The following is a 19,960-nucleotide window of genomic DNA, read 5'->3' as shown; positions in this document are numbered from 1 at the left end:
ACCCCTTATCGACCTTTGTAGAAGCCTCACCGTGGGCTGACCGCTCCCACGGATCGGATCGGCGCACGAAGGGCTATACCTTAATGTGAATCAATCCATGACGTATATATCCCGGCGCCCCCGGCGCAACCGCAAAAGTGCCGCCATCCGCGGTCTGGTCCAGGAGACCACCCTTTCCGTATCGGACCTTATTTTTCCCATGTTCGTGCAGGAAGGTTCCGGCCTGAAGGTCGAGATCAAGTCCATGCCGGGCATCTACCGCTTTTCGCTGGATACCCTGCTGGAAGAGCTCCAGGAAGTGACGGACCTGGGCATCCAGTCCATCTGTTTGTTTCCCAACTACCCCGAAGACAAAAAAGACAAGCACGCCACCGAAAGCCACCGGGAGGGTACTTTGTACCTGCGCGCGCTCAGTACCATCAAGGAGCGCTTTCCGGACCTGGCCCTCATGACCGACATCGCCATGGACCCCTACAGCAGCGACGGGCACGACGGCCTGGTCGAAAACGGAGAGATCCTCAACGACGCCACGCTGGAAATCCTGGGCCGCATGGCCCTGGCCCAGGCGCGGGCCGGAGCGGACATCCTGGGCCCCAGCGACATGATGGACGGCCGGGTAGGGTACCTTCGTGACCTACTCGACGACGCAGGCTTCAGCCGGGTGAGCATCATGTCGTATTCGGCCAAGTACGCCAGTGCCTTTTACGGGCCCTTCCGCGACGCCCTCGAATCCGCCCCACGCTTTGGCGACAAGAAAACCTACCAGATGAACCCCGCCAACGTCCGCGAGGCCCTGGTAGAAGCCCAGCTCGATTTCGACGAAGGGGCCGACTTCCTCATGGTGAAGCCCGCGCTGTCCTACCTCGACGTCATCCGCACGCTCCACGAAAACTTCGATCTGCCCATCGCCGCCTACAACGTCTCGGGCGAGTACGCGATGCTGAAAGCCGCCGCCCAAAACGGCTGGCTCGACGGCCCTCGCGCCATGCTCGAAGTACTCCTGAGCATCCGCCGCGCCGGAGCCAAAGTCATCCTGACCTACTTCGCCAAAGAAGCCGCCGAGCTTTTGCAGGGCAAGTAGCTTTTGTCCTTCCCTAACCCTCCCTGCGCTGGACTACGTGTCCCGGACTACGCGTCCCGGACTACGCGTCCCGAACCAACCCGGGGGTAGAGGGAATAAGATACTCTACTAAAAAAAGTCCCCTCTCCCGGCAAGGAGAGGGGATTTAGGGGTGAGGTCCGCGGGAGGAGCGCCTCCCGCGCGTGAGAGTAAGGTACCCCCATCAACAAAAAGTCCCCCTCTCCAGCAAGGAGAGGGGGATTTAGGGGGTGAGGTCACACAAACTCCTTCTCCAGCTTCTGAAACAACGCTAAAATCTGCTTGGCCAGCTTGCTGCATTCCGCCTCCGACATCTGCTCAATGGCCAAGGCCGCTGCATTCATAGGAAGGCGGCTTACCGCGGTAGGCCGCCCCGCGGGGCGGGAAGGTACTTTGGCCGAGGTCGCTTCACGACCCGCCGTACTGTATTCGGGTTGGAGGTGTACCCGTTGAAGAATAGCCTCCCAGTCTCCCACCAGCGTCTCCGAGAAGTACTTGGCGGGAATAATATTGAAGTAGGCCGACTGGGCCTTGAGTTCTTCCTTCAGGGTAGTAGCCGGTTCTTGCAGGCGCTTGGCCAGCTTCGATAGCTCTACGTAGGCAAAGATGTTCGACTTTTTCATAAGGCGGAGGAGATAGGGGTATTCTAGTATAGTGGGTTTTTACAAACGAAAGTTACACATCTTCCCGAAGTTACAAAACCCAGCTTCCGAACTTCTTTCTAAGGTACCATAACCTATTTGTTTTTTTACAAAAAAAACTGACAGTCAAGATTTTATACAAAAAGTACAAGCGTGTGACCGCCCCGAAAGAAGAGCAGGCGCGAGCCAGGATATACCGCGGAAGAATGTAAAACCCCAAGTACCTGGAAGGAGGTTTACCGCAGCTGCAGGTACTGGCGGTTGAGGTAGTTTTGGTGGTACTGCCGCAGGCGCTGGTCCAGTTGGTAGCCCACGCGGTAGCGCTCGCCGATGCTAAACCCACGGCTGTAGGTATACTCCCAGCGAAATTCTTCACCGGTACGTAGTCGGGCGCGTTCGCCCTGAAGAATTTTTCCCGGTGGGATGGGGATCGCAAAGTTAAAACCAGCCGTAGCTCCGTTGCGGGTCTTCATGGCGTACAAGCCTACCTCAACGTTGGTAAATTGCCGGATAAAGTCAAAGCGTACCCCACGATCGTTGTGCAGGTACTGTCCACCCGAGAGCTTCAGAGTAAGATCGGGAACGGGTAGGCGGTAGGCCACATCGGCCTGGAGCAAAAGTTCGTTAAGATTAGTATAATAGATTCCTCCCCGCGGATAATAGTAAAATCCCGTTAAACCCGCTTCCAGACCAAACGACCACGGACTGCTTAAGTCCATGTGACGGTACTGAAGGTTAATCCCGTATCGGTCATTGTAGAAAGTACCCGCCGTAGCGCTTAAGAACTGGCTTTGGCCTATGGCTCGGAAGTAGTTGAGAAACAAGGGCGCAGGGCGAATAATCTGCGGACGTCCGTCCAGATGGTTCGTGATGGGAAACAAAATACCCCCGTTGAAGACCAGCCCCCGAAAGAGGTACAATTGAGTTTGTAGCAATACACTGGTATTGCTCTGAACGGGTCGCTCCCGGTTTCCAAAAATAGCCGCGAAAACGGGCTGTATCCAGAAATCGAATTTGTAGTTCTGCCAGCGAAAGGGGGACTGTTGGTAGTAGCTTTTCCGCTCATCCTCAGATAGCGGCTCCATGTCGAGCGAAGAATTCAGCATGTATCGCCCCACCGGTACGCCCTGAATCATAGGAACAAACGCCTTAATGCGGCGGTCATCTAACACCTGCCGCATTTCGGCTAGTCCTATAAAAGGATTTCGGTAAAGACGCTGCTCGTAATAAACGGTATGATTTAAAGTATCCAATGCTACATTTTCGAAGTTCTGTCGCACGCGCTGTCGGGCCGTCTCGCTGAGGCCAGGCTGCGCTAGGGCGGGCCTCAGAAGCAGGCCCAGAACCACCACCGTGAGCAGTTTACTTCGTTTCATCCGATGTGCGTAGCCGCTTGGGTAAAGGAGTAAGATCGATGATATAAGAAGTACCAAAAGTAACCTGATCTCCGTTGAGAAGTGCCGCCTGCATGGTCCACCGTTTCCAGAGCATAGCATACGCCCCCAGGTTTAAATGCTGCGAGTCCCACTCTACCAGAAGGCCCCCTTTTTTGCCGTAACGCACGTTCAATCCCGCCAGTGGGCCCGATAAGTAGCGATATCGAAGTTCTTTTTTCTTCCGCAGTTGCAAGTTAGAAAAAATATCGAAATTCGTTTTTTCCGACTCCTCCCGCAGAATGTAGTAGGGACTACCGTAGCCTACCGTTACATCGGCATAGAAAGAAGGCAGCAGCGGTATGGTTTTACTCGCTACGATGGCATTGCTCGAAAAGGAATTATCAATTCCAAACGGGGCGGATAATATGATGGATAAAGCAGGACGATAGGAAGTTTCTTTCAACAGTAGATACTTGATATCCAATTGACGATCACCAATACCACGATCCTGGACTCTCAAATCGCCATTCATCCTCAAAAGATTTAGATTGATTTCTAAACGGGGGAGAAAAGCCAGATTGACGTGATAAATACTTTCAGATCGCCTTCTGTTTTGCCGAAATGCATAATGGACAGGATTGTATTTATAGCCAAAGCTAAAGGAGCTTTCTTCCGCTGCCCAGGCTGACGGAATATATATTAATCCGGGCTTACCCGAAATATTCATTTGGGCATAAGCTCCTATACTAAAAAACAACAATAGAAAAGGCAGAATCAACCCGCCTCTTCTATTGCACATTACGTCCACCATAGTACTACTTTATCTAATCCATTAGGTAAGCTTGTCCAGTGGCGAGAGCGAGCTCCCACCCGGTTGTTCAAACGCAGCTTTTGGGTAGTACTGCCGTTTTGCCGGAGCTACTCTCTATCGAGAAAGCCACCGTACCTCAGGTTTATAAGCCTGCATTTTTTTAGTGGGTCACGAAGAATCTGTCCATTATTAAGCCGATTGACTGGGCTCTCTTTATACGAATCTAATGCCCCGTGACCTACCTTATTTCTTAGTTTCCGCCGCCCTGGTTGTGGCAGCTGGCCACTAGTTCCGTTCTTTTAGCCTCGGCAGCCGCCAGCGCCGTATTGTAATTAGCCGTAATGGTAGCCAAATCCGCGTCCCGGGCGGCCTGCGCCGCGGCCGTCTTGGCGGTGGTGGTAGCGGTACAAGCATTTACCGCGGCCGACTGCAGGGTATTCACGGATTGTAGGTAGCCAAGCAATTGCAAGTTTACCAACGCTTTCAGAACGGGATATAAAGGCCCCAGTGTTGTTTGGGCCGCTTCGATGTCTGCCAGCGCCTGGGTAGCCTGAGCTTGGCCGCTTTGGCGGTAGGCGTTGTAAGTGGCCGGCACGCCCGCCGTACAGGCCGTTTGTTCTGCCGCTAAGGGTTGGGTTGCGTTAGTATAGGCGGTATTAACCGTGGCCCGCTGCTGATCCCGCTGGGTGTCTAACTGCGTTTTTTTAGAGTTAAAAGCGGCATTGGCGGCATCGATACAGGCATCCTCCACCTCCAGGCCCTCCGTTTTCTCTACGCCCTCGCTCACGCCATCACGGCCACCGTTTACGGCGGTTCCGTTTACGGTCGGTAGGGTAAAGGCAGGCATGTAGGCTTGTAGCGCCGGGTTGGCGGCCGCTTTGTCCAAAACTGCCTTCAGCTCAGCGGGGACTGCCCCGCCCGCCGCTACCGCCGAGATCGTAGCCGGTGTTACCGCCGCCAGGCTGTTCACTTCGGCCGTAGAAAGGGCCGCCGTTACTTCGCCGGCCGAGGCCTGCACGCTGGCGGGTACCGTACCCGAAGCTGCGATGCCACCCAGTGCCCCCGCTAGCTCGGTTGTTTTGGCCGAGGCCGTGAAGGTAGCCGGGGTCGTGGTGACGGCCGCGGGCTGCGTAGGCGTCACAGTGGCTAGCGAGATGGCGTTCATCTCATTGATAAGTTCTTGGGGAGGGGCGATGGGGAATGGCTCCTCTTTTTTCTTACAGTTATACATCACCAGCGTCAACGCCAGTATGTAGCCCAGGAGTGAAATAGTACGTTTTTTCATTGCGATTCGGTGAAAAGTTGAATACTCGGTTTAATTTATTTTACATTACTTACTTACACATACCCGGCCGAAGCCTTATCTATTGTTATTTGTCATATGCCTTTTTTGTTAACCTGAGGTAGAACCAGTCACTACGCCAGGTCGGCCGGAGCGAGAATTCTTAGCTGTCTTCCCTCTACGCTCTCAAACCCATGGCCTCTGACACGTACTACTTCCCTCGGCCCAAAATCATCACCTGTACTGTCAGCAGAATCAGTCTTATATCCTGGCGAAGACTATATTGAGTTAGGTATTGCATATCGCAGCGCAGACGTTTCACATTTTCTGCCAGATTTGAGGCATAGCCTACTTCGATCTGTCCTATAGATGTGATGCCTGGCTTAACCGTCAGCAGCCTACGGAAATCGTGAGGTACCTCCTTCATGAGCATTTCTACATCATAGTAAGGAAGCGGACGAGGGCCTACCACCGACATATCCCCTTTTAGTACATTAAAAAACTGAGGCAATTCATCCAGGCGGCTGCGCCTTAGAAACAAGCCGATCGGAGTGATACGCGGATCTTTATCTCCCTGTGAATGCTGAAGCCCAAAGCTATCGGCGTTGGCATACATGGTCCGGAACTTATAAATCTTAAAGATTTTACCCCAGCGACCGGAGCGTTCTTGAGTAAAGAAGATAGGCCCCGGTGAAGATAGTTTTACCGCTAGCATGACCAGGAGGAAGATCGGTAGACCCAAGATCATTACTACCGCCGAGAAAGTTAGGTCAAAGACCCGTTTTAAGCTTTCTTCTTGCACGTTAGAGAAAGGTTTAGTCGATACCTCAATGAGCGGGAATACACCATGGTACTCAATCCGGGCCTGGTGCGTCAGGAAGCCCCGGAAGTCAGGTACCAGTCGGATCTGCGTCTTGTTTCGCTCTGCCAGTCGGATTACCTCCTGGGTCTGTTGCGGGCTGAGATTATTAAGGCAGCAGTACAAAAAATCCGGTTGTTCCCGTTGTAGATATGCATCCAATCGATCTACTTCCGTCTGTATCGAATGCTCCGGCCGTATCTCAAAGGTGCCTAAGCAACGATAACCCAATTCAGGCTGTTGATCGTACACCAGGCGCAGTTGCTCGGTCATCATTTCGTCTCCCACTACTACGTAGTGGTAAGCGTTAAAGCCGACTCGACGGTACTGCTGAATTACAAAGAGCGAGGCGATCCGAACGGTTAATGACGTAGCCATGAAGCCCAGATATACCGACAGCAGAAAGAGCCTGGAGATATCCTCCCCCCACTGCACCAGGTACAGGAGCATCATCAGCGTGCCGGCGTGGACCAAAGCCGCTTTCGTAAAGGCCTCCACTTGGTTCATGAGGGTGTAGTCCAGTCGCTTGATTCGATAGGTGCCTAATACCGAACCAATAAAGAGCCAAAGCAAATTACCGGCCAGCATCATAATCAGGTACTGGTCCCTGTTATGAGGAAGGCTATGCATGAACCTGAGTAGGTACATGCTCATGAAAGTGCCGTTCAGGAGAAGCACATCTACCCATTGGTAGAACTGGGCCAGGCGAAGTTGGTATAAGCCCTTCATACGTTTCTTCGGTTTGGGATGTTGTGATGTATTAATTAATATACGGCAAAAAAAATACAAGCCTTCTGGCCGAGTAAAGACAAGTATGTGTATAGGGCTTTAAAGAGAATATTTCAAGATTCGATGTTAGCTCATCTTTATGGTTAATAACTACTATCTATCCGAAGAGTGGCCAAGTGTTTCTCGTTCGAATGGCTCTCTGGCGACAAGTATACAGCTAAAATCGCTATGAACAATAACTAATCACTGTTTTTTGATTATCGGTTACAAAATCAAAATTATTTTCATGAAAGATTGTACTTTTTCATGAAAATGAAAGCCGAAATATCTATCATGCTGGAGGGGTTATCCGTAAGCATAAGCTGAGAAAAGCACAAAGGGATGCAATTAGCCAAGCGTATACTTACGGGCAAGCGTAGTACTATCAGAAGTGTGTGTTGAAACAGAAGACCACCTACGCAATAAGCAGGGGTGATAGGTACTCAATGGCTTTAAGAAAAGCGTGTGTAGATAATGGAAAAGTGTTTAAAGACACTTTAGGCTATTTGGAGTTACAAGTATAATATAAAGTTTTTAAAAGGCAATACTAGGAAGTTTTTTTTTAAGTGGTAAGTAACGATTTTTTTAAAAAGTCTATAAAGAGTTATAAAAGTTTAGTTTAAAGTACATGATTTCGTCTAAAGGCAGGTTGAGTAGAGGGGTACAATACTGGTTAACTTAGCTTGGACATATTCACAGCTTAGCTGGGCAGAGGGCCCTCGAAGAAGTTAAAGCCTTGGTGTACACGGATTTCCAATCAGATTTGGCTGCCCTCATTTGAGCATCACAGATGTAAAGATACACCCTAACGGTCTCTATCCTCGAGTCACTATGAGCGATCCATCAAAGCACTTGAATATATGACTGATTTCTAAGCTCATTTAGCTGTGTAACAATTTACTTTTGCGTCTTGATATTAGAGAGCTCCATTCGACTCAATTATGGGCTAATTCTCGCCTACGCTCAATATCCCTATAGACCGTCTCAATCCAATATAGGTCTTGAATGAAGTTTTTTTAAAGTATAGATAGGTATTATTGCTGGCGCAGGCCTTTGGTCACAGGAGCTACTCACTATGAGGTTTTAGTAAAAGACAATAATTAGATTCAGAAAGTTTTTTACTCCTATCAGTCAAACCTGAACTAGTTGCCCAAAGCTAAATATTAATTTAATCAGTAAAGCTAGGTACAAAGAGTTATTTTTTGTTATTGATCCGTGAATTAGTATGTAAAGCCTTGTATGCTGCGAAACTCATTTCTTTGCCCTAAGGTAGGAGAGATCTAAAAGGTAATTTACGAACTTATTCACACATCAATAAAGAACAAACCAGTGATAAAAAAGAAATGGTCTTAGCGTTAATTTGTACCCCTTAAATTATGCATATGCTTGACCTTTTATATTATAAGTGCGCCAATATAAATTTAGGAATACTTTATTTTCTTAAATGTTAAACGTAAGCGAAACCATTCTATACTAAACCACCAAATGAACATACTATTATTTACTATATAACGCTTCCATAATCGTTGAGGGTCTTGTGCAAAGCGATAGACCCATTCCAGGCTCAGCCTTCTCATCCATTGGGGGGCTAGTTTTTCAATTCCTGCATAAACTGGAAAGGCATTGCCAACTCCTATCATTACTCCCTGAATTTTCCCTTTCATTGAAGCCATCCACTTTTCTTGCTTAGGACACCCAAGAGCAACAAAAATAATATGTGAATTAGAGTCATTAATAATTTTAATTAAAGCTTTTTGCTCGTCCTCTGTAGCTTGCCGGAAAGGTGGGGAGTATTTGCCAGCTATTTTTAACTTAGGTATATTCCTAATACACTTATCCTCGAGTTTATTGAGCACATCTTGCGTAGACCCCAAAAAGAAAACATTAAGATTTTTTTTGGCTGCTTCATTCAAAAGAGAAGGGAAGAGATCACAACCAGCTACTCGTTCTTGAGGTACATTATATAACCAACGCATAGCTAGAACTAAAGGCATTCCGTCAGGTGTGACCAAATCAGCCTCATTTATGATTTTTGCATATGAGGGATCTTTTTTAGCTTCACCCATCATATGGACATTGGCCACACAAACATAAGAAGAACGTTTTTTCATACCTAGATCAACAACCTTACTTACAAAGGAATCGTAAGTACCGACAGTCATTGGAAAAAAACTAAATAATTTTTTCATTGATTAGGCATATGGTAATTTAAATATATAGAATTAAATAGCAATAGGACTATTAAACTAATTAAATGGTAATAAATGACTTAAATGAATTATCCATGGAGTTTAAAACACGTTCCTTATAATTAACACTTAACATAGAATCTTCTGAAGGATAATTTAAAATAACTTTGTCTTCATAATCTTGGTATTTCATAATAATTTTAGCTGGATTACCGCCTACAACAAAACCTGAAGGAATAGATTTTGTCACTACAGAGCCGGCGCCAACAATAACATTATTCTCGATTTTAACACCAGGTAATATAATAGAGTTCATACCAATAAATACATTGTCTCCAATAGAAATTCTTCTATAGTGGTACCTTCTACCTTTAACATCGTTGAATAGCCAAGTGCTACCGTCATGTGTTATCAATCGAACGCCCGAGGCAATAGTTACCTTATTGCCAATAGTAATTAAGAAGGGTTCTGTTCCAAAATCTTTTATATATATACGGCAATTATTACCTATCTGGACGCCACAAAACCTAGCATAAGTATTATATTTTTTTAAAAATAGGAGAGTTGACTTAACTAGCTTAATATATATATTTAAAAATGACAACCTTTTCATATCAATGAATGCTAAGTTTACTATTTATACAATTAAAATATTTTTTTCAAGCTTACGAAAAAAGTCGTAGAAATTTTTTTCATAAGCTTGAAGAGTATATTTATTTAAATAATCTAATCTAGCATTCCTTGACATAATTTCATATAAATCTTTATTATTCTCAAGAGTTAAAATTGATTTTGTCATACCAGTTATATCGTGAACATCATGTATATATCCATTACTATCATTCACTTGATCAACAACCCCTCTCCATTTAGTTGATACAACTGGAAGAGCGTATGAAAAGGCCTCAAGCACAACAGTTGGAAAATTTTCAGATTTATAAAAAGTAGGAAATAGCAATACGTTGGCTCTTTGAAATACTTTTCTTTTTTCCTCTCCCACTTTCACACCTTCATATTTTATAAAACCCTCATTGATACCATCGTGAATTATCCTATTAATATTTTGATCAATAATATCACCTATAATAACGCCTTTTATTTTAGAATTAATCCTGTTGGCAGCTTTTATAACTTCGACAAAATCTAAAATCCCTTTATCCTCACTACATATACCGACAAATAGTACGTTAAAATCTATTTTAATGTTCTCGATATGCTGAAAATTATCTTTAACCCCGTTAGTAATAATTATAATCTCTTTTGACTTCAAAAATATAGGATCAATTTTACCTGCTTCACTCATACAAAGAGAATAATCTGCATGATAATAAGAGAATTTATAGAAGTATTTTAAAATTGGATTCAGACTACTATATAATTTATGTATGCCACCGGCATGAAATCTAAAAATTATTTTAAATTTAAATAATCTAATAGGGAAAAGCAAAATAAAATCCCTAATCATTGGAATGAAATTTGGGCCTGCTGGCGGATAATATATATAATCAGGCCTATATAAAAGTAAATTATAGCAGATTTTGCAAAATATAAGAACTAACTTGAGAACCTTCGAAATATCAAAACGACCAATCTCGCTTGTTTTTTCACTAAAGTCAAGCTGTATAAACTTAAAGTTAAAAGAATTCTTTTTTAAAATATTTAATATTTTTTCAATTTGTAAGCTTTGACCCGTGTAAGGCGGGGGGAGCTGCCCTATAATTAAAATTTTCATATTAATATTAGTCAATTTTATTTATCAAGTACAGCATGAAGAAAAAAATACTATTGTGTTCTAAAAGCCCAATCTCAGTAAAAGATAATGCTAAAACAGCTAAAAAAGTTAATATGCTAAAATTCCTTTTATCTAGCTGAGTTATTGATAAAATATTTTTAAATGAAATTAGGATTAACAAAATGAATATAATTAATAACGATATACCACCTGATAATAGCACATCTAAAAATGCATTATGTGATTTGCCAGTTACCCATTCCATCTCCGCAAAGGTATTCATTTTAATAGAGCTATTCCAGAATCCCCAGTAACCATATCCAAGGATTGGTTTTTTTGAAATTGCTTCACTGATGTTTTCCCATAATGTAATCCTGCCAGTCAGATCTTGTGACTTTCCAAAATATAGTAAAATTTGAGAAAAGTATACAAGATATATATATGCAAGCCCTAAAAATAAAAGCAGTAGAAAGATTATAATACTCTTATTATTAAATTTACCAATTATTAAGCTTGAAGCAATTAATAGAATTGCTACAAGTGTTGAAGTAGTAGAACCTGAAATATATATAAGACCCAATGCCAAAGAAGTTAGAAGGTAGCTTCTTTGTTTTTTATAATTTGTTAAGGTAGTAGGTAGTAAAGCTACAAGTACTGATCCTAAATTATTTTTTTGCATAAAAACTCCTCTTGCTAATCCTTCATGAAAACCGTGCATCCTTCCAAACTCAGGCAATAAATAGTAGAATACATAAGAAAAAATAACAATAATAATTAAATAAAACCTAATAGACCTTAATAATTCAAAGTGGCGTATTCTAGTCAGGTAATAACAGAATAAGATGAATATACCAAATTGAAAGCTATTTATCAAAGTGCTTAAAGGAGCAGGAGACCATGTTGACGAAATTAGATAAAAAAGAAATATCAGTATGATAACTTTATCAATATGTGATTTTATTCTTATTTTAAATAGTATATATGGGTTAAAAAAAATGAATAATAAAAAAGGCAAATATTTTATAATCTTAACAAGAGGTGAATTGTCAATTGCTGCTATATTATAACTAAATATTAACGGAAATATTAAAGCATTACTTATTAATAATAGAAAGATAACTACTATTGCTATATTAACAAAGGTAATGATTTTAGAACTATTTCTAGGCTTATCTAAAACCGTATTAATAGGCAAGTGATCTATATCTTGCATATGTGTTTTTTTCTGATAAATTGATTTTTTTTCTATTTTCTACCTTTCTATTTTCACCTTTGTAGTATAATTCAATAATATTCAATATTTCTGAATCATCTAGCGGTTGCACATAGTGAATATTTGGGCTGTCTTTCTTTATCAACTCCGAAAACCCTGAATTAACATCACTGAGTATCATTGGCAAACCGGAATTGTATACTTCTAATACACTATTTCCTAGCCCTTCCCATAAAGGAATATGAATAAATAGATCCATCTTTTTAATATAAGAGTAATAAGATAAGTTAAATCCATGCATAACTATCTTATCCGAAGCATTATATTTTCTCCTAATATTATCTATCGAAGAGGTATCACCTTCACCAAAAAAATGAAAGCAGATTTTATAGTTTTTAACTAAAATTTGGTTCAATATTTTACATATAGTTTCAATATTTTTCTGTGTAGTTAGCCTTGATACTAATCCAATATGAAAAATAGAATTATCTAAATTTACTTTTAAAGTATCAATGGTAATAATTGGATTATATATTACATGTATTGATAACTTATTGATATTAGTATAAGTTAGTAAATCTTTTTTAACTGATTCTGAAATTGCAATTCCTTTATATGCGAATTTATAAAGATAATTTGTTAATAAATAAGCTATTTTAATAAGAAATCTTTTCTCATTCTTTATTAATTCTTTAAAATTATTAGCTTCACGAATTATTACCTTTGTACCACTAGTTTTTCCTACAATTAAAGCTAAAATATTTGCATTGACAAGAGTTGAATATAGATAATCTATCTTTAATTTTTTTATAGCTTGATATAGAGAAAGGAAGGAGTATAAAGTTTTTGATTTGTTTAAATATATTATATTTACCTTTTGAGAAACCAATTTGATATAAGGTCCTTCCTCTCTTACTAATATTAAATAAACCTCATCGTTGGAATTTTCCACTAAGTAGTTTGCGAAACCTACCATTATTTTTTCAGCTCCGCCACTTTTTAAATCTTGTAAAAATAAGCCTATTCTCATTAGCAAATTAATTATATATTCAACCTAATATTTTTCAATATTATATTTAAGCTTGTATTCTCTCTTAAATAAATAATAATTTACTATAAGCCCGGTAAAATGAACTCCTATAGTCGCAAAGGCTATTCCAATCACACCCCAAATCTGTATGAAGATTATATCAAGAATTATATTTATAATACCTTTAATTAAAGAAGACTTCAACATGATTTTTGTGGATTTTATAGCTATACTCGCTCTATTGATAACTTGAGTGACTGAATTAAAAATGAACCCCGCTGTATTTGCAATCAATATTATCGTAATTGTTTCTTTACTATTTTCCCCTATCTTAGGATATAATAGGTTTATAATATCATATCCAAAAACAATAACTGCTCCAAATAATGCATTTCCTATAATGAATATATATAGCATTGCTTTATTCAGTTTTGTAATACTAAATTGCCTTTCAATTACATCTTTTGACCATTTGGATAGTATTAATACCAAAAAAGAATTTAGTACAGCATGAAATACCATAAACACTTTATCACCATAGTCAAGCATAGAGATAGAGCCAATGATCAAAAATGAAGCAACAATACGATCAATTAATGGAGTTGCACCTGCTATTGTAGAGGATAATATTTGGTATAACCCTTGCTTAATTAATGTCTTCAGCTTTGAGAGCTCTATCAGCTTATAATTGGAATTTATTCTATTTCGCACTTTAATTATGAATAATAGATGTAAAAATTTTGCCATTTCCCCTAAATTATAACCTATTATAACGGCTATCATTCCTAGTTCTTTGCTGAATACAAATATTGTAAAGAAAATTATAATTGCTCTTGATAATGGAGATAACTCGGCTACATTATATTGATCAATTGAGTTTAAAACGCCATAAAAGAATGAATTTACTACACTAAAAAGAATTATTGGCACGCTCAAAAATAAATACCAATAAAGAGTGTTTGAATATATTTGAATAAATACATATAGTATTACCAAAATAAGTACACAAAGTAAGCTTACATATTTAATTATATAGTATGTAAGCGAATAGACCAATTGGCTGAAATTACTTTTATTACTAATTTGCTCTTTTAAAAATGGAATTGAGGCTGATCTAACTGCACCTGAAAATATTGTTCCAATAAATAGTATTATACTATAACTTAGAAAGAAATTGTCAGTTTCTTCTGAGATCTTATATTCATAAGCTATATATAGAGGTATTAAAAACCCAAAAAAATTAGAAAACATTGAAATTATTGATAATTTCAATGTTTTCTGTAAAATTTGACTTTTAAATATCTTCTTTATGTCGATATTTAACATAATTTTTTGCTATTTTCATACGTACTTTATATCACTGCCTCCTTTTGGAAGTAGTATTTGAACCAGCTTACAAAGTTTTCAATCCCTTTTTCTAATGACACATTTGGTTTATAATCTGTTATCCTCATTAATTTTTCTTGACTCGCCCATGTTTTAGGCACATCTCCTGGTTGCATAGGCATATAAGTTTTAATTGATTCCTGGCCTATGCATTTTTCTAATTTATGTATAAAATCCAGTAAGTTTATAGGAGATCCATTGCCAATATTAACAACTCTATATAAGCCTGAGTTGTTGATTTCTGATAAAACTGTTTTTATTAAGCCGTTTACTATATCCCCTACATATGTGAAATCTCGTTCCATATCCCCATTATTGAATATTTTAATAGGCTTATTATTTATTATAGCTTTTGCAAAAAGCATTGGAGCCATATCAGGTCTACCCCAGGGTCCATATACTGTGAAGAATCTTAAACAAGTAATTGGGATTTTATACAAATGGCTGTAGGTGTGAGACATTAATTCATTACTTTTTTTTGTAGCTGCATATAAACTAACAGGCGAGTCTACTTTGTCTTCTTCTGAAAAAGGTATTTTCGCATTAGCACCATACACTGATGAAGAGGAAGCGTGAACTAAATGTTTTGGAGGAAAGTTCCTGCAAGCTTCTAGTATATAGTGATACCCTATGATATTTGATTGTACATATACATCTGGATTCTCAATGGAGTATCTAACTCCTGCTTGTGCCGCTAAATTTATTACGTAATCAAATTTCTCTTCGTGGAAAAGACTAAACAGTTGCTGTTTGTCTTCCAAATTCATTCGCACGAATTTATAAGCCGGATTCTTTATACTTTGCACTGGCTTGTACCATTTGATGAATTCCTGCTCTATCCCTGCTTCCTGAAGTCGTGCATACTTTAACTGCGGGGAGTAGTAATCATTAATATTATCGAGACCTACTACTTCAAAGCCTTGTTCTACTAATTCATTTACGGTGTGAAACCCAATAAATCCAGCACTTCCAGTTACCAATACTTTCATAACTTCAGAGGATAAGGTAATTGATTAATATCTGATTTTATTTTCTATTCAAAATAGTTCATAATTCCAAATCCTTCTTCTAACAGAAGTTGATCCTTCTGAAATAGACGAAGGTCCGCGGCGGCCATATCGGCAATTAGGGCTTCAAGGGTGTACTTTGGTTTCCATCCGAGTTTAGTCAGAGATTTTGTAGGGTCGCCGATGAGGAGTTCTACCTCAGTGGGGCGGTAGTATCGCGGGTCAATGCGTAAAATGGTAGTCCCTACGGTTAGCTTGTCGGGATTTAAGCCTAATTCGGCGAAGCGGGCGTTGTTGATGGCTTCTACGATGCCCGTTTCGGCTTCGGCACTGCCACTGAAGGTCAACGTTACGCCTAACCAAGTAAAAGTTTGGCGGATAAATTCTCGCACGCGGGTGGTTACGCCAGTGGCAATGACGAAGTCTTCTGGAATTTCCTGCTGCAAAATTAGATACATGGCTTCCACATAATCTTTGGCGTGCCCCCAATCGCGCTCGGCGTCGATGTTGCCCATGTATAAGCAGTCCTGTAGCCCCAACACGATTTTGGCAGCGGCGCGGGTAATTTTGCGCGTTACGAAGGTTTCGCCCCGCAGCGGGGACTCGTGGTTAAAAAGAATGCCATTACAGGCGTACATATTGTAGGCTTCGCGGTAGTTGACGGTAATCCAGTAGGCATATAGCTTGGCTACGGCGTAGGGCGAGCGGGGGTAAAAGGGGGTGGCTTCGGACTGCGGCACCGCCTGCACTAGCCCATAGAGCTCGGAGGTAGATGCCTGGTAGATGCGGGTTTTTTGACTCAAGCCCAGTAGCCGCACGGCCTCTAGGATACGCAGCGTTCCGATGCCGTCGGCATTAGCGGTGTATTCAGGCTCGTCGAAGCTCACCTTCACGTGGCTCATGGCGGCGAGATTATAGATTTCATCGGGCTGTACCTCCTGAATGATCCGGGTGAGGTTCATGGAGTCGGTGAGGTCGCCGTAGTGCAAAATAAAACGGGGATTTTTGACGTGCGGGTCTTCGTAAAGGTGGTCGATGCGGTCGGTATTAAATAAAGAGCTTCTTCGTTTAATACCATGTACCGTATAGCCTTTGCTTAGTAATAGTTCGCTTAAATAGGCTCCGTCTTGGCCAGTAATACCGGTAATTAAGGCAACTTTGTTTCCCATAATATTTTGATAATCTGTATTGTACTGTAAAGTCTAGTTAAAAATGAGGATTTTATTCGAGACATAAAATAGGGTTACACAAATACTTCTGTACTTTATGGTGTTTATTGGTTTAGTACTATTATGTTTTGTTTCTTCTTTTTGTTATCGCTGCTCTTTTGTCATCTTGAGGTAGGACCGGGCCGTCGCTACGGGGATCCTTAGCAGGATGCTTCTTCTTAGTCTCGGCCTTCAGTTCCCTCGTCAAGCTCTGGATGACAAGGACTCGGCCTTCGGTTTTCTCCGTTCGTCGGGATGACAAAAGCTTGTTTTGTCATCCCGACTTTTTTGTCATCCTGAGCTTGTCGAAGGATCTTTTGCAGTACGCTTCATTTCAGTTCCCTGCTCCGGCAGCCCGGTCGATGCCTCGGGATGACAGATTCGGTCTTCCGTTCCCGGCGTATTCGTCCTTACGTAGGGATGGCAGACTTGTCAAAGCACTACCCTTTTATTTCCTCGTTCAGAAACCGCCACTTGGGATTGAAGTCCCGGATGAGTGCCTCCTTCTTTTCCCTTCGCCAGCCCTTGATCTGCTTCTCCCGCTCGATGGCGTGGTTCACGTATGGGTGAAACTCCCAATACACCAGCTGATAGCAAAAGTACTTCCCAGCGAAGTGCTCGGCTTTTCCACGCGCGTCGTAATGCTCGGCCAGGCGTCTAACCAAATCATTCGTCATGCCTGTGTACAGCACCGTCCGCGCGGGATTGGTGGTGATGTACACGTAGTAGGCGTGGTCTTTCATGTAGTGTGTGTGTGTTGGTTCTCGGCCTTCAGTTCCTCGTAGCGGCGCTCCGGCGGCCCGGTCGATGCCTCGGGATGACAGGGACTCGGTCTTCTTTTTGTCATCCTGAGCTTGTCGAAGGATCTTTAGCAGTATGCTTCTTCTTTGTCTCGGCCTCCAGTTCCCTCCGTTCGTCGGGATGACAAGGACTTGGCCTTCTTTTTGTCATCCTGAGCTTGTCGAAGGATCTTTAGCAGTATGCTTCTTCTTTGTCTCGGCCCTCAGTTCCCTCCGTTCGTCGGGATGACAAGGACGTGGGGCGTTATTTATGCTACATACACTTCCTGGTTTAGTAAAAAGTCTTCGTAGGCCAGGCGGATGCCTTCGGGGAGCTCGATGGTGTGCCGCCAGCCGGTACCGTGGAGCTTGGAAACGTCCATGAGCTTGCGGGGAGTACCGTCGGGCTTGGAGGTATCCCAGCGGATTTCGCCGTCGTAGCCAACCGTTTGGGCCACCAGCTCCGTGAGCTCCCGGATGGAGAGGTCCTCACCCGTACCGATGTTGACGAGCTCGCGGCCGTTGTAGTGTTCCATGAGGTAAAGGCAGGCATCGGCCAGGTCGTCGGCAAACAGGAATTCTCGCTTGGGACTCCCCGTGCCCCAGGCTTCTACGAACGGTTTGTCCTGTACTTTGGCCTCGTGAAACTTGCGGATCAGGGCAGGCAACACGTGGGAATTCTGCAGGTCGTAGTTGTCGCCGTAGCCGTACAGGTTGGTCGGCATAACGCTGATGAAGTTGCAGTCGTACTGGTCGCGGTAGGCCTCGCAGAGCTTGATGCCGGTAATCTTCGCAATGGCGTAGGGTTCGTTGGTCGCTTCCAGTGTTCCCGTAAGCAGGTACTCCTCCCGGAGGGGCTGGGGAGCCAGCTTGGGGTAGATGCAGGACGAACCCAGAAATTGCAATTTGGTAACGTCGTGCCGGTATGCCTGATGAATGATATTGCTTTCGATCATCAGGTTGTCGTACAGAAACTCGGCCCGAAAGGTATTATTAGCCAGAATGCCCCCCACCTTGGCGGCCGCCAGAAACACGTAGTCGGGCCGCTCGGTGGCAAAGAAGTCCGCTACCGCCTGCTGATTCCGCAGGTCCAGTTCCGAGGATGTGCGGGTCAGGAGGTTGGTAAAGCCCCGCTTTTCCAAGGCCCGCACGAGGGCCGAGCCCACCATACCCCGGTGCCCAGCTACGTATATCTTGTCGTTTGCTTTCATAATACCTCACCCCCCGGCCCCCTCTCCTTCGAGGAGAGGGGGCCGGGGGGGGTTATTGAACTAGTTCGGGTTTTTCTTTTTCCAGACGTTCATAGATTTTCTTTACATCCTGGGCGCTGTTCTTGGCCATGACCAGGATGGCGTCGGGCGTTTCGACGAGAATGATGTCGTCCAGACCGAGGAACTCGACGTGCCGGGTGGCACCGATCACCAGGTTGTTCTGAACAAAGTGGTGCTGCTGTCCCTGCGCGTGCAGGTACTCCCAGAGGGACTCGAAGGAGCCCAGGTCGGACCAGCCCAGGTCGGCGGGTACCACCTTAATTTTATCGCAGCGCTCCATGACGGCGTAGTCGATGCTTTGGGAGGGGATGCGGGCAGTCTCCGCTTCGGGCAAAAAAGAGTCGGTGCGAGCCTCCCAAGCGTGGTGGGAAGCCTCGTAAATGGTGGGCTCGTGGCGTTGAAGTTCATTCAGGTAGGTGCCTGCCCGAAAGCAAAACATGCCGCTATTCCAAAGGAAGCGCCCGCTTTCGCAAAAGAGTAAAGCCGTGGCGGCGTCGGGCTTCTCGCGGAAGGCCCGTACTTCGTTTCCGTCGCACTCCAAATAACCATAGCCCGTCTCGGGCCGGGAAGGGACCAGGCCAAAGGTAACAAGGTATCCCTGTTCGGCGAGCTGAGCGGCTTGCCGAACGGCCTGCTCGTAAGCGGCAGTATTGGTAATAATATGGTCGGAGGGAGTAACGAGCAGGAGGTCATCCGGCGCTACGGCCAGGGCGGCAAAGGCAATGGCCGCGGCGGTGTTGCGCGGGGCGGCCTCCACAATGTCGGTATAGGATGGCTTCCCCACGCGGGCCAGGTCGGCGCGGGAGAGGAGGTAGTTGTCCTTGCTGCCTACCACCAGCGTATGGTCCGCCACGTTGCGGTTGCGCTCTACCGTCAGCTGAAAGAGCGATTGGCCCCCAAAAAGCGGCAGGTACTGCTTGGGCTGGGATTTCCGCGACACGGGCCACAACCGGCTCCCCACTCCCCCCGAAAGTATGACGTTGACTAGCATGGATGTGTGGGTTTATAATTTTAAACTACGCTTTTCCCTGAGCTTACTTTTATGTTATCCTGCGCTTGTAACAAGGCCCATAACTATTATTCAGACTCCCCTCTCCTATCAAGGAGAGGGGCAAGGAACGGTCCGCCGCGCGGTGAGGTAAAACCCGGCGGGACGCCCGGGCTACAGAGCTACCTCCGGTATATTCACTCCCTCACGCCCGATGGAGAAGTAGGTAAAGCCCTGCTCCCTGATCTGATCCAGCTCGTAGAGGTTCCGCCCGTCGAAGATCACCTTGTTCTTCAACAACTTGCCCATCTTCGCAAAATC

General features: G+C 43.6%; 17 protein-coding genes. 1 reads left to right on the top strand and 16 read right to left on the bottom strand.

Annotated features, from left to right (window positions below; translation table 11 throughout):
• The first annotated feature begins 97 nt into the window (after nt 1-97).
• On the top strand, nt 98-1,081 hold the full coding sequence (hemB, locus tag HNQ92_RS23680; protein WP_184178092.1) for a porphobilinogen synthase: 984 nt from the start codon (nt 98-100) through the stop codon (nt 1,079-1,081).
• A 254-nt stretch (nt 1,082-1,335) separates the two neighbouring features.
• Here hemB and HNQ92_RS23675 read toward each other — a convergent pair whose 3' ends face one another.
• The 16 genes from HNQ92_RS23675 to HNQ92_RS23600 all read right to left on the bottom strand — a co-directional run bounded on the left by HNQ92_RS23675 (nt 1,336) and on the right by HNQ92_RS23600 (nt 19,642).
• Nucleotides 1,336-1,722, bottom strand: a complete 387-nt coding sequence (locus tag HNQ92_RS23675; RefSeq protein ID WP_184178090.1) for a hypothetical protein — start codon at nt 1,720-1,722, stop codon at nt 1,336-1,338.
• A gap of 254 nt (nt 1,723-1,976) precedes the next feature.
• Complete coding sequence (locus HNQ92_RS23670; RefSeq protein WP_184178088.1) at nt 1,977-3,116, bottom strand: YjbH domain-containing protein; 1,140 nt, start codon at nt 3,114-3,116, stop codon at nt 1,977-1,979.
• A complete protein-coding gene (locus HNQ92_RS23665) occupies nt 3,103-3,927 on the bottom strand; it encodes a YjbH domain-containing protein (protein ID WP_221307534.1) in 825 nt (274 codons plus the stop codon). The genes HNQ92_RS23670 and HNQ92_RS23665 overlap by 14 nt, the downstream gene beginning before the upstream one ends.
• 250 nt (nt 3,928-4,177) lie before the next feature.
• A complete protein-coding gene (locus HNQ92_RS23660; RefSeq protein WP_184178084.1) occupies nt 4,178-5,212 on the bottom strand; it encodes a hypothetical protein in 1,035 nt (344 codons plus the stop codon).
• A gap of 208 nt (nt 5,213-5,420) precedes the next feature.
• Nucleotides 5,421-6,797 carry a sugar transferase gene (locus tag HNQ92_RS23655; protein ID WP_184178082.1) on the bottom strand — a complete coding sequence of 459 codons (1,377 nt, stop codon included), beginning with the start codon at nt 6,795-6,797 and terminating at the stop codon, nt 5,421-5,423.
• Nucleotides 6,798-8,257: 1,460 nt separating this feature from the next.
• Nucleotides 8,258-9,025, bottom strand: coding sequence for a WecB/TagA/CpsF family glycosyltransferase (locus tag HNQ92_RS23650; RefSeq protein ID WP_184178080.1), 768 nt, complete (start codon nt 9,023-9,025; stop codon nt 8,258-8,260).
• Between the two features lie 61 nt (nt 9,026-9,086).
• Nucleotides 9,087-9,638 (bottom strand): acyltransferase, encoded by a 552-nt coding sequence (locus HNQ92_RS23645; RefSeq protein ID WP_184178079.1) that lies wholly within the window; start codon nt 9,636-9,638, stop codon nt 9,087-9,089.
• Between the two features lie 24 nt (nt 9,639-9,662).
• Complete coding sequence (locus HNQ92_RS23640; RefSeq protein WP_184178077.1) at nt 9,663-10,757, bottom strand: glycosyltransferase family 4 protein; 1,095 nt, start codon at nt 10,755-10,757, stop codon at nt 9,663-9,665.
• 7 nt (nt 10,758-10,764) lie between these two features.
• Nucleotides 10,765-11,970, bottom strand: coding sequence for an O-antigen ligase family protein (locus HNQ92_RS23635; protein WP_184178075.1), 1,206 nt, complete (start codon nt 11,968-11,970; stop codon nt 10,765-10,767).
• Nucleotides 11,942-13,000 (bottom strand): glycosyltransferase, encoded by a 1,059-nt coding sequence (locus tag HNQ92_RS23630; protein WP_184178073.1) that lies wholly within the window; start codon nt 12,998-13,000, stop codon nt 11,942-11,944. Before HNQ92_RS23630 ends, HNQ92_RS23635 begins: the two co-directional genes overlap by 29 nt.
• A 24-nt stretch (nt 13,001-13,024) precedes the next feature.
• Nucleotides 13,025-14,326, bottom strand: a complete 1,302-nt coding sequence (locus HNQ92_RS23625) for a lipid II flippase MurJ (RefSeq protein WP_184178071.1) — start codon at nt 14,324-14,326, stop codon at nt 13,025-13,027.
• A 26-nt stretch (nt 14,327-14,352) separates the two neighbouring features.
• The gene (locus HNQ92_RS23620) at nt 14,353-15,375 is read right to left on the bottom strand and encodes an NAD-dependent epimerase/dehydratase family protein (protein ID WP_184178068.1); all 1,023 of its coding nucleotides are present in this window, start codon (nt 15,373-15,375) and stop codon (nt 14,353-14,355) included.
• A 44-nt stretch (nt 15,376-15,419) separates the two neighbouring features.
• A complete protein-coding gene (gmd, locus tag HNQ92_RS23615; RefSeq protein ID WP_184178067.1) occupies nt 15,420-16,562 on the bottom strand; it encodes a GDP-mannose 4,6-dehydratase in 1,143 nt (380 codons plus the stop codon).
• Nucleotides 16,563-17,041: 479 nt separating this feature from the next.
• Nucleotides 17,042-17,344, bottom strand: a complete 303-nt coding sequence (locus HNQ92_RS23610; RefSeq protein WP_184178066.1) for a GIY-YIG nuclease family protein — start codon at nt 17,342-17,344, stop codon at nt 17,042-17,044.
• A 305-nt stretch (nt 17,345-17,649) separates the two neighbouring features.
• On the bottom strand, nt 17,650-18,591 hold the full coding sequence (gene fcl, locus HNQ92_RS23605; RefSeq protein WP_184178065.1) for a GDP-L-fucose synthase: 942 nt from the start codon (nt 18,589-18,591) through the stop codon (nt 17,650-17,652).
• 52 nt (nt 18,592-18,643) lie between these two features.
• Complete coding sequence (locus HNQ92_RS23600) at nt 18,644-19,642, bottom strand: mannose-1-phosphate guanylyltransferase (RefSeq protein WP_184178064.1); 999 nt, start codon at nt 19,640-19,642, stop codon at nt 18,644-18,646.
• Nucleotides 19,643-19,960 lie beyond the last annotated feature (318 nt).

The organism is Rhabdobacter roseus (assembly GCF_014202275.1).
GTDB lineage: Bacteria > Bacteroidota > Bacteroidia > Cytophagales > Spirosomataceae > Rhabdobacter > Rhabdobacter roseus.
The sequence above is the reverse complement of the archived record's forward strand: the minus strand, read 5'-3'. Positions and strand labels throughout refer to the sequence as shown.

Excerpts from the sequence above, each read along its gene's own strand:
- hemB (WP_184178092.1), top strand. The coding sequence starts at position 98 with ATGACGTATATATCCCGGCGCCCCCGGCGCAACCGCAAAAGTGCCGCC.
- HNQ92_RS23675 (WP_184178090.1), bottom strand. The coding sequence starts at position 1,722 with ATGAAAAAGTCGAACATCTTTGCCTACGTAGAGCTATCGAAGCTGGCC.
- HNQ92_RS23670 (WP_184178088.1), bottom strand. The coding sequence starts at position 3,116 with ATGAAACGAAGTAAACTGCTCACGGTGGTGGTTCTGGGCCTGCTTCTG.
- HNQ92_RS23665 (WP_221307534.1), bottom strand. The coding sequence starts at position 3,927 with ATGGTGGACGTAATGTGCAATAGAAGAGGCGGGTTGATTCTGCCTTTT.
- HNQ92_RS23660 (WP_184178084.1), bottom strand. The coding sequence starts at position 5,212 with ATGAAAAAACGTACTATTTCACTCCTGGGCTACATACTGGCGTTGACG.
- HNQ92_RS23655 (WP_184178082.1), bottom strand. The coding sequence starts at position 6,797 with ATGAAGGGCTTATACCAACTTCGCCTGGCCCAGTTCTACCAATGGGTA.
- HNQ92_RS23650 (WP_184178080.1), bottom strand. The coding sequence starts at position 9,025 with ATGAAAAAATTATTTAGTTTTTTTCCAATGACTGTCGGTACTTACGAT.
- HNQ92_RS23645 (WP_184178079.1), bottom strand. The coding sequence starts at position 9,638 with ATGAAAAGGTTGTCATTTTTAAATATATATATTAAGCTAGTTAAGTCA.
- HNQ92_RS23640 (WP_184178077.1), bottom strand. The coding sequence starts at position 10,757 with ATGAAAATTTTAATTATAGGGCAGCTCCCCCCGCCTTACACGGGTCAA.
- HNQ92_RS23635 (WP_184178075.1), bottom strand. The coding sequence starts at position 11,970 with ATGCAAGATATAGATCACTTGCCTATTAATACGGTTTTAGATAAGCCT.
- HNQ92_RS23630 (WP_184178073.1), bottom strand. The coding sequence starts at position 13,000 with ATGAGAATAGGCTTATTTTTACAAGATTTAAAAAGTGGCGGAGCTGAA.
- HNQ92_RS23625 (WP_184178071.1), bottom strand. The coding sequence starts at position 14,326 with ATGTTAAATATCGACATAAAGAAGATATTTAAAAGTCAAATTTTACAG.
- HNQ92_RS23620 (WP_184178068.1), bottom strand. The coding sequence starts at position 15,375 with ATGAAAGTATTGGTAACTGGAAGTGCTGGATTTATTGGGTTTCACACC.
- gmd (WP_184178067.1), bottom strand. The coding sequence starts at position 16,562 with ATGGGAAACAAAGTTGCCTTAATTACCGGTATTACTGGCCAAGACGGA.
- HNQ92_RS23610 (WP_184178066.1), bottom strand. The coding sequence starts at position 17,344 with ATGAAAGACCACGCCTACTACGTGTACATCACCACCAATCCCGCGCGG.
- fcl (WP_184178065.1), bottom strand. The coding sequence starts at position 18,591 with ATGAAAGCAAACGACAAGATATACGTAGCTGGGCACCGGGGTATGGTG.
- HNQ92_RS23600 (WP_184178064.1), bottom strand. The coding sequence starts at position 19,642 with ATGCTAGTCAACGTCATACTTTCGGGGGGAGTGGGGAGCCGGTTGTGG.